The following is a 13,269-nucleotide window of genomic DNA, read 5'->3' as shown; positions in this document are numbered from 1 at the left end:
AGTAAACAAATATGAGAATAATTGTCCTGTCTTTGATTCTATTCTGCTGTGGTACGTCTCCTATCATAGCCCAAAGTGATTACATCGTCACTACTCCTTCTGCACAGGAAATCCCTGTAGGCCAAGAAGAACAGTTTATCAAAAGTAACTTTCCGTTGCTACCGCTGGGCAAATGGACACCCGGGATGAAATTTATGTTCGTTCCATCTCCACGGAGCATGTTCCTTCCCACCCTTTCCAGCTACGAGACCGAGAAAGGGGTAGACAACAGCCTGCTGAAACATAAAATACTCACTTTCACGGGAACTGAAGAGAAAGCTCAGAATATCCCCAACGGGACTAACTACTCCACTCGCTTCATCTTCGAATGTGAGGGAGGAAAATATTATTATGAGATAAAGAATATGCGGCTGGAGGAGATCTCCGAAAAGGCTCCCCGTGCCGGCATCAACGGATTGGTTTATCTGAAAGATGTGGATACTGCTAAAGAGCTGTTGGTAGGAAAAACAGTCTATATACAAGCAGAAAGTGTCCGGATAGACGATGCCAACAATTATTCCGGTTACCGGGATATAGCCATTCCCGTCAATACGGAAGCAACGATTACCGCTATCGGAGTCGGCAGTCAGGCATATCCGGCAAAAATCGTATTCAAAGATACACAGGGACATTCTTATTATCTGGAAGTTGCCCTCTCACGAACAAACTCCGGCATGGACCTGAATGATTTTCAAGGAGAAAAGAGAATGAAATATTTCTCAAATGCATTCAGTTTCACCAATAAGAGTCTAGGCACTATCGAAAGCCTGAAAAATAAATATATGGGAATGACAGTTTATCCTAAAAAGGTGCTGCCAGCCAAAAGAATCGTATCATTTGAAGACAAGCAGACCGAATCACGCGTTCACCTGCCCCGATATACAGTTCTGCAAATCAAAGATATTAGATTATCTCCTCCCGGCAGTCTGGCTATTCTTTCATTAGAAGACAATGACGGAGCGATCTATGAATTGGAAACCGATCTGAAATATGATGTTATCGTCAGAAATGAAAATTATATCGAAGACTTTTTCGGATTCGAAGATATACATAAAAAATATCCGGGTATCACAGAAAATCGTTGGCAGATTATCTCCCGGGGAGATCTGGAGACGGGCATGAGTACAGTGGAATGTCGTTTATCCATTGGCGATCCGATAGAAATCGAGCTGAAAAAAGACAATCGTTTCGAAACTTGGTTCTACAATGGCAAAACACTGGAATTTGAAAATGGAACCTTGCAGCGTTACAAATAAAAAGGGGTAGCTGCGAATGATTATCTGAAAATAATCACGTATATTTGCAAAGCTAACAATTCCAATATTCTTAATATTTTAATTCGCAATTAACGAAATGGGTAGAGTTCTTATTATTGGTGCGGGCGGTGTTGGCACTGTCGTTGCGCACAAAGTGGCACAAAATGCCGATGTATTTACAGATATCATGATTGCCAGTCGTACGAAAGAGAAATGCGATAAAATCGTCGAGGCAATAGGTAACCCCAATATAAAAACAGCTAAAGTTGATGCAGACAATGTAGATGAGCTGGTAGCCTTATTCAACGATTTCAAACCGGAAATGGTGATTAATGTGGCTCTCCCTTATCAGGATCTGACTATTATGGAAGCTTGTCTGAAAGCTGGAGTGAACTATCTGGACACCGCTAACTACGAGCCGAAGGATGAAGCTCACTTTGAATACAGTTGGCAGTGGGCTTACCACGATCGCTTCAAAGAAGCAGGTCTGACAGCTATTCTCGGTTGCGGATTCGACCCGGGAGTAAGTGGCATCTATACCGCTTATGCAGCTAAACATTATTTTGATGAGATTCAATATCTGGACATTGTAGACTGTAATGCGGGTAACCATCATAAAGCATTTGCTACGAACTTCAATCCGGAAATCAACATCCGCGAAATTACGCAGAACGGACGCTATTATGAAAATGGCAAATGGGTAACTACCGGTCCGCTGGAAATTCATAAAGACCTGACATATCCGAACATCGGTCCTCGTGATTCTTATCTTCTTTATCACGAAGAACTGGAGTCATTGGTGAAACATTACCCGACAATCAAACGTGCACGTTTCTGGATGACTTTCGGACAAGAGTATTTAACTCACTTACGCGTTATCCAAAACATCGGTATGGCACGAATCGACGAAGTTGATTACAACGGAGTGAAGATTGTGCCGCTGCAATTCTTGAAAGCTGTATTGCCTAACCCGCAGGATTTAGGAGAAAACTACGAAGGAGAAACCTCTATCGGTTGTCGTATCCGCGGTTTGAAAGATGGCAAGGAACGTACTTATTATGTATACAACAATTGCAGCCATCAGGAAGCTTACCGGGAAACAGGTATGCAAGGAGTGAGCTACACCACCGGAGTTCCGGCAATGATCGGAGCCATGATGTTCTTCAAAGGTGAGTGGAAGCGTCCGGGTGTAAACAACGTAGAAGAGTTCAATCCGGATCCGTTTATGGAACAACTCAACAAGCAAGGTCTTCCCTGGCATGAAGAGTTCGACAAAAATCTGGAATTATAAGAGTAGACTTGTTCATTAAAAAGATAGTTATGATAAACGTAGGAGATAAAGCACCGGAAATCTTAGGCATCAATGAAAAAGGCGAAGAAATCCGTTTAAGTGCTTATAAAGGAAAAAAGATTGTGTTGTACTTCTACCCGAAGGACAGTACATCAGGGTGCACGGCACAAGCGTGTAATCTGCGCGACAACTATTCCGAACTACGTAAAGCCGGCTATGAAGTAATCGGTGTCAGCGTAGACAATGAAAAGTCGCACCAGAAATTTATCGAAAAGAACAATCTTCCTTTTACCCTGATTGCCGACACTGACAAAAGGTTAGTGGAAGAGTTTGGAGTATGGGGAGAAAAGAAACTGTACGGACGTGCTTACATGGGTACTTTCCGCACTACTTTCCTGATTAATGAAGAAGGAATCGTAGAACGGATTATCACTCCCAAAGAAGTGAAGACCAAGGAACATGCCTCACAGATTTTAAATCAATAACTCCATTAATTATATAAGAATAAGGTATGGCAAAGAAAGATGAACTTAATTTTGAAACAGATAATAAAATGGCATCAAGCGAAAAACTAAAAGCCTTACAGGCTGCCATGGAAAAGATAGAAAAGAGCTTCGGTAAAGGTTCTATCATGAAAATGGGTGATGATAGTGTTGAACAAGTAGAAGTGATCCCGACAGGCTCTATTGCCTTGAACGTGGCACTTGGTGTTGGAGGTTACCCTAGAGGTAGAATCATCGAAATCTATGGCCCGGAGTCTTCCGGTAAAACAACATTGGCTATCCACGCCATTGCTGAAGCACAAAAGGCCGGCGGTATCGCTGCTTTTATTGATGCCGAACACGCTTTCGACCGTTTCTACGCATCTAAACTGGGAGTGAACATTGATGATCTTTATATCTCTCAACCGGACAACGGAGAACAGGCTTTGGAAATTGCAGAACAACTGATCCGTTCTTCTGCTATCGACATCATCGTTATCGACTCTGTAGCCGCACTGACCCCTAAAGCGGAAATCGAAGGTGACATGGGTGACAATAAGGTAGGTCTTCAGGCACGTTTGATGTCTCAGGCACTCCGTAAGTTGACAGCTGCTGTGAGCAAGACACGTACGACTTGTATTTTCATCAACCAGTTGCGTGAGAAGATCGGCGTTATGTTCGGTAACCCGGAAACAACGACTGGTGGTAACGCATTGAAATTCTATGCTTCCGTACGTTTGGATATCCGTGGTAGCCAACCTATCAAAGATGGTGAAGAGATTCTTGGTAAACTGACCAAAGTGAAAGTAGTGAAGAACAAAGTAGCGCCTCCTTTCCGCAGAGCTGAATTTGACATCATGTTTGGTGAAGGTATCTCCCACTCCGGAGAAATCATCGACTTGGGTGCTGACTTGGGAATCATCAAAAAGAGCGGTTCATGGTATAGCTACAACGATACTAAGTTAGGACAAGGGCGTGATGCCGCTAAACAATGCATTATGGATAATCCTGAATTGGCAGAAGAACTGGAAGGACTGATTTTTGAAGAATTGAAGAAGAAATAAATAGCTTTAGATCTGTTTATCCGTAGGCTGAAAGCTAAGTAAACAAAGGTGGGAGAAAGTCGTTTACGATCATTCTCCCACCTTTTTCTTTTTTATATCATTCTCTCTTTTATCCCTTATACAAAATAAATGTATGCCAATGTACTCAAGCTGATAATTATCCAAAGCAATATTCCTTGAATCAGAGGTTTAATTCCAACGGCTTTCAAAACATCAATAGAAAGAGAAGCACCGATGAAGAACATAGTTATCGTCAAAGTCTTACGGGCAATACCGTTGATAGCTGCTCCTAATTGTGGCACTCCATCCAGTAAATAAGTATTTACCACCAATGCCAATACGAAGAAGAGGATAAACCATGGAATACTGATCTTTTGTCCTTTGCTCTTGAAAATAAAGGAAGTAGCAAAAGCCATCGGGATAATCCAAAGAGCACGGGTCAATTTGATAGTAGTAGCCACTTTTAATGCTTCTTCACCATAGGCAGCTCCCGCGCCTACTACAGAACTGGTATCATGAATGGCAATAGCTGCCCATGTTCCAAACTGTTGTTGATCCATATTCAATGCATGACCAATGGCAGGGAAAATGAAAAGTGCAATAGCATTCAAGATAAAGATTGTACCTAATGCCACAGACATTTCACTGTCCTTCGCTTTCAACACCGGTCCCACTGCTGCGATAGCACTACCACCACAGATAGCGGTTCCCGAACTGATAAGATAAGCTGTATTCCGATCTATTTTAAACAATTTACGTCCGATGAACCAGCCAATTACCAATGTTCCGATTACTGAAATGACCGTAAATTCCATACCTTCCTTACCGGAAGCTAAAGCAGAATGAAGGTTCATACCGAATCCCAGTCCTACTACTGAATATTGCAACAGATATTTCGATGTTTTCTTATTAAACTTTGGATGTGCTTGTCCGCAAGTTAATGCAAAAATAAGTCCGAGGAACAAAGCAACGGGAGGAGTTACCCAAGCCGACCATGCTTCCAATCCCGGAATATAGTCTAAAAACAGGAAGAAAGTCAGAGTGGAAAGCAGCGCAACATAAATCATCTTATTATTTGCCTGCAAAGTTTTTGTAGCTGTTGAAATCATATCTTTTTGTCTTTAATCGTTTTCCGGGTGCAAAGGTACGGTAAACAATCAAGACCCACCAATAGTTTCTAATTATGCATTATAACTTTTAATTATAAGCATACTCTCTCCCAACTACTCTTACACTGTTACAATGTCTTTCCCAAAAGGCGATAATGCCAAAGATGCCAACTTGAAATGTTGTAATCCAAAAGGGATTCCGATAATGGTAATGCACAATATAGCCCCGAAAACCAAATGTGACAGACAGATCCAAATGCCACCCAGAAATATCCACAGGATATTCATCAATATATAGAGGCAGCCACCGGAACGGTTCCCACTTCTGACTTCTTTACCGAAAGGCCATAAAGCAAGTCCGGCCAACTTCAATGTTTGCATTCCAAAAGGAATGCCGATAATGGTCAGCATCATCAATAAACTCGAAATGAGATATTCGACAGCAGTAAAGATACCACCAAGCAGCAGCCACAATAGATTCATTAAACAGCCCATATAAAATAGTATTAGTTATTATTCCAATTTTCTTTTTGTTGTCTCATCCACTTTACCCTGAAAATAATGGTCGATCACTTGCTGAAACAAATCATCCGAAGCAACTTCATTAAAAAGCGTCATGCATGACAATACTTTCATCGCATCTAACGAACCGAAAACTTCCTGCGCCGTTTTATTTTTCAATTGAAGAAAAACAGACGTTATTTCACGAAGTCTTTCTCCCAAAATTGGATGGGCAAGATATGCTTCAGCCTCTTCTTTGCCGCTAAGACCATAATACTGTGAATTATAACTCATGCCCAATCCTTTCAGTTGAGGAAATATATACCAAATCCAATGGGAATATTTCCGCCCGTTTCTAACTTCTGCAAGGGCTTGTTCATAATCACCTCGCTGGGCATCTAAAAATCGTTGTAAGTTATAGTTGGTCATAGATACTTCTCGCATTTTTTTAAGTTATCATACTTTCAGGAGATAACAGAATCAAATAAGTGATTTATTTCGAATCACAGCACTTTTTTCAATTCTATTAAAGCCGAGACTTCGTTTTCCTTATTAATGTACTTCTCTATTTCATAGGGTTTATATCCTAATTTAGTATATAACAGAAGCCCACTCGTATTAGCATCAAAACAAGACAAATGAAGCTCCGATACATTATATTTCTTTTTCCCAATATCTTCCATAGCATTTATCAGAAATGTGCCAACGCCACGATTACGAAAACAAGGACTTACTATTACATTTCCAATAGCACAATATTGAGATTCTCTTACCTCATAGAAATTTGCAAACCCTACTACTTCATTATTAAATAAAACAACAGTCGAATCAAATCTATCTTTTATTGTATTCTTTAATTGATTGATTGTTAAAGGAAAATCAGCTTTAGGAAACATAAAAAACAGTTCCTGCTTGTTTCGAGGTAATTTACAAACAGTTTCTAAATCGTCAAACGTAAAATCTCTATAAGTAAGTTTTTCTTTTTCCATAATAATCATGCTGATACCCTCCATTTCTTTTCTACATACAATATTATAACCGACTTTGCTATATAGATGCAAAGTATTGGGTGTCTCTTCGCCTGTAAAAAGAGAAAACTTATGACAGTGAGGAAATAACCGTTCTATTTCAGTCATAAGTTCTCTACCTATACCTTTATTCTGAAAATCGGGATGCACTATCAATTTACCAATATGACATACTCTATTTTCATCCATACATCCCCTGACAGAACCTACAATCTGTCCATCATCTGATACGTATTTTAGAATAATGCCTGTCTGATACTCATCACAAATCTCATCCTGATTTTGCAACAAAGGGGGAAGATCGAATTTATTCATTCGTTCGGCCACCACCATAAAAGATTTCTTTTGCAAAGATAAAATGTTTACCAAATCATTTTCTTCAGCTTGCATGATATTAGTATGACTCATAATATTACAAATATACACTTTTCTAAAAACTAACAGAAGCATTGCATCCACTTTTTAGAAAATAATATATTAAGCATAAAATCCCGTTATATCCTTTCTCTTTAATCATCTTCATTCCCTCCCAAACTATTAATAGAAAACTTCTTCTTTATTAAGGATAAACTTCTTTTTGTCAAATAGAAAACTTATCTTTGTATAAGAGTAAACTATAAATGCAAGCTTTGATTATAAAAATGAAAGCTTTGTTTTTATAAACGCAAGCTTCAATTATAAAAACAAAAGTTGCATTTATAGTTTATAATTAATCAAAAGGAACTTTACTATTAGAAGAAAGGAAGTTTGCCTCTAATACAAAAGAACTTATCTATTAATACTTTAAACAATAGATGATATGGCAAGATATATCATAGAGGAGATGCCCGATCTTCAGAAAACAGGCAAAAGAATTACTTATCCTAAATTTGCGCGGATAGATAATACAAGCATAAAAGAGTTAGCGCAACGAGTTGGCGACGTCAGTGGATTCAGTGCAGGAGACATAGAAGGCGTACTACTTCAGACCGCCATTGAAATGGCGCATTTGATGGCAGAAGGGCGCTCGGTAAAGATAGACGGAATAGGAACGTTTACTCCCTCTCTTACTTTAGGCAGAGACAAGGAGCGGGAAGATCCGGAAGAAGGTGGGAGTCATCGCAACGCACAAAGTATCTTTATAGGAGGTGTAAATTTCCGGGTAGACCGAGAAATGGTGAGAAATATCAGCGAAAGATGCCAACTGGAAAGAGCACCCTGGAAAAAGCAACGATCCTCTAATAAATTCACATCGGAACAACGACTGGCATTAGCTCTAAAGTATCTGGATGAACATCCCTTCCTGACCGTTTGGGAATATCGCAAACTAACAGGATTGTTGCAAACAGCAGCAACCAACGAACTAAGACAGTGGGGACATCAACCGGATTCTGGAATAGAAATCACAGGAAGAGGAGCACACAGGGTATATATAAAGAAAAAATAGTCGAACGAAGAGGATAACAGTATGAGAAATACCCCGAAAATAGATGAGAAATAACTGTTTTGAGGCCTATTTCACTAAAGAAACTATGAGAAATAGGCTTTCTCAAAACGTTTCTCATTCAGTAATTACCTGGTTATAAGATTATTATAAAATAATTATGAGAATATGAGAAATGAAAATCATTTTTCTTATTCTGGAGAAGCGATTGCACGAGAGAAAAAGACAAACTTACAGGCTTTTACTATGATGTCCGGCGAAACGCATAAACACCTGTGACAATCCTCCCTCCTGCCCTTGCAGCTGTACAAAGTTAAATTCGCGCAGCATCGGCATTCCTTTTATTTCGACTACACGGAGATTGCCAGCTACAAGCTCTTTATGCACCGAACGGATAGAAACAATTCCCATACAGTCCGTATGTTCCAAAAAAAGCTTGATACTCTCTGTACTACCGAGATACATCAATACATTTAAAGAAGAAAGTTTGAGATTATGTTGCAATAAGGCACGTTCAAACACATCTAATGTACCGGAGCCCCTCTCCCGCAAAACCAAAGGAATATTCAGCAAATCTTCCGGAGTAATCTCATCCGTGACAGCTAATTTACTCTGTGTATGCACCACGGCAACCAGTTCGTCTTGCAAAAATGGAGTATATTTCAGATTAGGTAAGCGGAAGATCCCTTCGACCAGTCCCAAATCAATCCGATGCTCTTGCAAGGCAGCTTCCACTCCCCGGGAATTTCCATTAATCAAAGAAAGATTGATTTGCGGAAACTTGGCTATAAAGTTCGCTAACAGAGGAGGAAGTACATATTGCGCAATCGTAGTACTGGCCCCCAATTTCAGTTCGCCGATATATTCATTATGCAACAGATGCATCTCATATTCTAATTGTTTATAATCGTCCAAGATTTTCTCGCTATGTTTCAACAGCAATTCTCCGGCCTTAGTCAGTGAGATTTTGTTCCCTTGACGGTCGAACAAACGAGCTTGATAGTAAGTCTCCAACTCCTGAATATGTTTGGTGATAGCAGGTTGACTGACAAACAATTCTTGCGAAGCCTTCGTAAAGCTTAGATTCTTCGCTACGCTCTGAAATACTTTTAAACGAAAATCGGACACGGCAATTATGATTAACAGTTAAGAAATCAATGACGAATAATGAATTACAGAAAGAATAAAAGCACAATAGTTATTGCAATTCTTCCGCTTTTATCCCCAACGCCTGCATGACAGGGAAAGCCAGCATATCCCATTTATAATCCACCGGAAGTTCGGGCTCATTCATACGGAATTGAATGACCTCTTTGCCTTTCACTTCATGCAAAGCATCAGTCACTTTCTTTCCATACTCCTCATTGAAAGAAATAACGATCATCCTTTTCACGTCTGCCGAATCGGAAACGATAGAGAGTAAATCCAAAAACAAATCTTCTCTTGACACCATTCCTTCCGATGGAACGCTGGCAAAAGAATATTCACCATAAGGGCTCTGAAACGCAACTCCATTCAATTCTTCCTGCAAACCGGAAGGTTGGCAATATTGCAATCGACTGGATTCTTTATCATACACAAAAAGAAATTGCACCTCGTTCTTCCCTTCTGTAATCCCTGCATCCAAGGTTATATAGGTGGTCAACATCGAAAGGTCTATCTCTTGTAAAGAACGATGCAAAGTTTCTTCAAAATATCCTTTTATATCCGTTATTACAAAATTCAAAAAAGCAGCGTCAATCAACACCACTGTTTCAGCAAGTTTTATTTGGGGCTTATCACTCATATACCATCTATATTATTACAGCGGATAAAGATACTACAATACTTTTATTTATCCACTTTTCAATATTTATTTTCTTTCATCACAGGCTAAGATTACACAAACAAGCGTATCAGGTAACAAATGATATTTTATAGCAAATTCGTCAGTTACTCCCAGATAAAAAGGTCATTTTGTCCTTTAACTCCTTAATACTCATGCTATTTTGTCATATTTTTATACTTGGCAAATCTTTTGCGCCCTCTTAGGTGTTATTAAAAACGTGAAATAAGAAAGGAGAACAAAGATATGAACTTTAACAATTTTACCATCAAATCTCAAGAAGCGGTACAGGAGGCCGTGAACCTGGTACAAAGCCGGGGACAACAAGCCATTGAACCTGTCCACATCATGCAGGGAGTAATGAAGGTGGGTGAAAATGTCACTAACTTCATCTTCCAGAAACTTGGCATGAACGGACAGCAGGTAGCTCTTGTTGTCGACAAACAGATCGACTCCCTGCCAAAAGTATCCGGCGGAGAACCGTATCTGAGTCGTGAATCTAACGAAGTATTGCAGAAAGCAACACAGTATTCTAAAGAAATGGGCGATGAGTTTGTTTCATTAGAGCATATCATACTAGCATTGCTGACTGTGAAAAGTACCGTCTCCACTATCTTGAAAGATGCCGGTATGACGGAAAAAGAATTACGCAATGCCATCAGCGAGTTGAGGAAAGGAGAAAAAGTAACGTCACAATCTAGTGAAGATACTTATCAATCATTGGAAAAGTACGCTATCAACCTGAACGAAGCTGCCCGTAGCGGAAAACTGGATCCTGTAATTGGACGTGATGAAGAAATCCGCCGGGTACTCCAGATATTGAGCCGCCGTACAAAGAATAATCCGATTCTAATCGGTGAACCGGGAACTGGTAAGACAGCAATCGTAGAAGGCTTGGCACATCGTATCCTTCGAGGAGATGTACCTGAAAACCTGAAAAACAAACAGGTCTATTCATTGGATATGGGAGCACTGGTTGCCGGTGCAAAGTATAAAGGTGAGTTTGAAGAACGACTGAAATCAGTTGTCAATGAAGTGAAGAAATCAGAAGGTGATATAATTCTGTTCATTGATGAGATTCATACACTGGTAGGAGCCGGAAAGGGTGAAGGCGCCATGGATGCTGCAAACATTCTAAAACCTGCCTTAGCTCGTGGAGAACTACGTTCTATCGGAGCAACAACCCTCGACGAATATCAAAAGTACTTCGAAAAGGACAAAGCTTTGGAGCGTCGTTTCCAAATCGTACAAGTGGATGAACCGGACAACTTGAGTACTATTTCTATCCTTCGTGGACTGAAAGAGCGTTACGAGAACCATCACCATGTGCGTATCAAAGATGATGCCATCATTGCAGCCGTCGAATTGAGTAGCCGTTATATTACCGATCGTTTCCTGCCGGATAAAGCCATTGACCTGATGGATGAAGCTGCAGCCAAACTGCGTATGGAGGTAGATTCTGTTCCTGAAGAACTGGATGAAATCTCCCGCAAAATCAAGCAGCTGGAAATCGAACGGGAAGCTATTAAACGTGAAAACGATAAACCGAAACTGGAAATCATCGGTAAGGAGCTTGCCGAACTTAAAGAACAGGAAAAGTCCTTTAAAGCCAAATGGCAGAGTGAAAAAACACTGATGGATAAAATCCAGCAGAATAAGGTTGAGATAGAGAATCTTAAATTTGAAGCAGAAAAAGCTGAACGTGAAGGTGACTATGGTAAAGTAGCCGAAATCCGTTACGGTAAACTTCAGGCTTTGGACAAAGAGATAGAAGATACTCAAAAGCAGCTACGTGATATGCAAGGCGATAAAGCCATGATTAAGGAAGAGGTAGATGCTGAGGACATTGCCGATGTTGTTTCCCGTTGGACAGGTATTCCTGTCAGCAAGATGCTGCAAAGTGAAAAGGATAAACTATTGCACTTGGAAGAGGAACTTCATCAACGTGTAATCGGTCAGGATGAAGCGATTGAAGCCGTGGCAGATGCCGTGCGCCGTAGTCGTGCCGGATTACAGGATCCGAAACGTCCGATTGGCTCGTTCATTTTCCTCGGAACCACCGGTGTAGGTAAGACCGAACTGGCGAAGGCATTGGCAGAATTCCTGTTCGATGACGAAACGATGATGACTCGTATCGACATGAGCGAGTATCAGGAAAAGCACAGTGTTTCCCGTTTAGTCGGAGCGCCTCCGGGATACGTAGGATATGATGAAGGCGGTCAGCTGACAGAAGCTATACGTCGGAAACCTTACTCTGTTGTCCTGTTTGACGAGATAGAAAAAGCTCATCCGGATGTTTTCAATATCCTGTTACAGGTATTGGATGACGGACGACTGACTGACAATAAAGGAAGGGTGGTCAACTTCAAAAATACAATCATCATCATGACTTCGAATATGGGTAGTTCTTATATACAAAGTCAGATGGAGAAGTTGCACGGTTCCAATAAAGAAGAAGTGATTGAAGAAACGAAGAAGGAAGTCATGAATATGTTGAAAAAGACGATTCGCCCGGAATTCCTGAACCGTATTGATGAAACGATCATGTTCTTACCATTGAATGAAAAGGAAATCAAGCAGATCGTACTCTTACAAATCAAGGGAGTTCAGAAAATGCTTGCCGAAAACGGAGTGGAACTGAAACTGACGGAAGGAGCATTGGACTTCTTATCTCAAGTGGGATATGATCCAGAATTTGGAGCTCGTCCGGTAAAGAGGGCTATTCAACGTTATCTATTGAACGATCTATCCAAAAAGTTACTTTCCCAAGAAGTCGACCGCAGCAAAGCAATTACCGTTGACGCTGGTGGAGACGGATTGGTATTCAGAAATTAAGAGTTTCCATTTAAATAGAATACCGGTATGCTTGATAAGAAGCATACCGGTATTATTTATATCCCTGAATATGTAAATCTCCGGACTTCCGGTTGGCAATTCGGATGGCTCATTACCAAAACATAGGTACCCTGTTGAGGGATTTCCATAGTCAATAAAGGCAAAGCAAATTTATGTTTGCCTTTTAATTCTCCCTGTGAATCGTAAAGGAATACCATTGTACCTGCCAACAAACCTGTTAGGCATAATGTCCCTTTTTCATTGTCCAAACGGACGTTTACTTCTTTATTTGTTATTGTCTCCATACCCTACATCAAAAACCATCTGCTCCCCTAGAAGGCTATTAAAAATAAAAAGCGTGGGAACTTACTACAATTATCCCCCCTTGACGCTTTAGACATCTACTAGCTAAATCA

At 40.3% G+C, this 13,269-nt stretch carries 13 protein-coding genes; 6 read left to right on the top strand and 7 right to left on the bottom strand.

Going from position 1 to position 13,269, the window contains the following annotated elements; all coding sequences use genetic code 11:
- The first annotated feature begins 11 nt into the window (after nt 1–11).
- The 4 genes from Bovatus_RS23515 to recA all read left to right on the top strand — a co-directional run bounded on the left by Bovatus_RS23515 (nt 12) and on the right by recA (nt 4,132).
- Nucleotides 12–1,295, top strand: coding sequence for a hypothetical protein (locus Bovatus_RS23515; RefSeq protein ID WP_004302081.1), 1,284 nt, complete (start codon nt 12–14; stop codon nt 1,293–1,295).
- A gap of 97 nt (nt 1,296–1,392) precedes the next feature.
- Complete coding sequence (locus Bovatus_RS23510) at nt 1,393–2,586, top strand: saccharopine dehydrogenase family protein (RefSeq protein ID WP_004302080.1); 1,194 nt, start codon at nt 1,393–1,395, stop codon at nt 2,584–2,586.
- A gap of 29 nt (nt 2,587–2,615) precedes the next feature.
- Nucleotides 2,616–3,071 carry a thioredoxin-dependent thiol peroxidase gene (gene bcp / locus Bovatus_RS23505; protein ID WP_004302079.1) on the top strand — a complete coding sequence of 152 codons (456 nt, stop codon included), beginning with the start codon at nt 2,616–2,618 and terminating at the stop codon, nt 3,069–3,071.
- 26 nt (nt 3,072–3,097) lie between these two features.
- Entirely contained in the window at nt 3,098–4,132 is a 1,035-nt protein-coding gene (gene recA / locus Bovatus_RS23500; RefSeq protein WP_004302078.1) for a recombinase RecA, read from the top strand.
- Nucleotides 4,133–4,248: 116 nt separating this feature from the next.
- On the opposite strand, the gene Bovatus_RS23495 is transcribed toward recA, so the two are convergent.
- The 4 genes from Bovatus_RS23495 to Bovatus_RS23480 all read right to left on the bottom strand — a co-directional run bounded on the left by Bovatus_RS23495 (nt 4,249) and on the right by Bovatus_RS23480 (nt 7,160).
- A complete protein-coding gene (locus Bovatus_RS23495; RefSeq protein ID WP_004302077.1) occupies nt 4,249–5,241 on the bottom strand; it encodes a YeiH family protein in 993 nt (330 codons plus the stop codon).
- 120 nt (nt 5,242–5,361) lie between these two features.
- A complete protein-coding gene (locus Bovatus_RS23490) occupies nt 5,362–5,736 on the bottom strand; it encodes a YccF domain-containing protein (RefSeq protein WP_004305673.1) in 375 nt (124 codons plus the stop codon).
- A gap of 18 nt (nt 5,737–5,754) precedes the next feature.
- Nucleotides 5,755–6,186 (bottom strand): DUF1810 domain-containing protein, encoded by a 432-nt coding sequence (locus Bovatus_RS23485; protein ID WP_004302075.1) that lies wholly within the window; start codon nt 6,184–6,186, stop codon nt 5,755–5,757.
- Nucleotides 6,187–6,245: 59 nt separating this feature from the next.
- The gene (locus Bovatus_RS23480; protein ID WP_224440808.1) at nt 6,246–7,160 is read right to left on the bottom strand and encodes a GNAT family N-acetyltransferase; all 915 of its coding nucleotides are present in this window, start codon (nt 7,158–7,160) and stop codon (nt 6,246–6,248) included.
- 409 nt (nt 7,161–7,569) lie between these two features.
- Between Bovatus_RS23480 and Bovatus_RS23475 the strand changes: the two genes are divergently transcribed.
- The gene (locus Bovatus_RS23475) at nt 7,570–8,196 is read left to right on the top strand and encodes an HU family DNA-binding protein (RefSeq protein ID WP_004302073.1); all 627 of its coding nucleotides are present in this window, start codon (nt 7,570–7,572) and stop codon (nt 8,194–8,196) included.
- 228 nt (nt 8,197–8,424) lie between these two features.
- Here Bovatus_RS23475 and Bovatus_RS23470 read toward each other — a convergent pair whose 3' ends face one another.
- Nucleotides 8,425–9,321, bottom strand: a complete 897-nt coding sequence (locus Bovatus_RS23470; RefSeq protein WP_004302072.1) for a LysR family transcriptional regulator — start codon at nt 9,319–9,321, stop codon at nt 8,425–8,427.
- Nucleotides 9,322–9,391: 70 nt separating this feature from the next.
- The gene (locus Bovatus_RS23465; RefSeq protein ID WP_004302071.1) at nt 9,392–9,979 is read right to left on the bottom strand and encodes a DUF6621 family protein; all 588 of its coding nucleotides are present in this window, start codon (nt 9,977–9,979) and stop codon (nt 9,392–9,394) included.
- Nucleotides 9,980–10,264: 285 nt separating this feature from the next.
- On the opposite strand from Bovatus_RS23465, the gene clpB reads away from it, so the two are divergent.
- Entirely contained in the window at nt 10,265–12,853 is a 2,589-nt protein-coding gene (clpB, locus tag Bovatus_RS23460; RefSeq protein WP_004302069.1) for an ATP-dependent chaperone ClpB, read from the top strand.
- A gap of 56 nt (nt 12,854–12,909) precedes the next feature.
- Here clpB and Bovatus_RS23455 read toward each other — a convergent pair whose 3' ends face one another.
- On the bottom strand, nt 12,910–13,158 hold the full coding sequence (locus Bovatus_RS23455) for a hypothetical protein (RefSeq protein ID WP_004302068.1): 249 nt from the start codon (nt 13,156–13,158) through the stop codon (nt 12,910–12,912).
- Nucleotides 13,159–13,269: the final 111 nt, after the last annotated feature.

This window comes from Bacteroides ovatus (assembly GCF_001314995.1).
GTDB lineage: Bacteria > Bacteroidota > Bacteroidia > Bacteroidales > Bacteroidaceae > Bacteroides > Bacteroides ovatus.
This window is presented reverse-complemented; position numbering and strand designations above follow the sequence as displayed.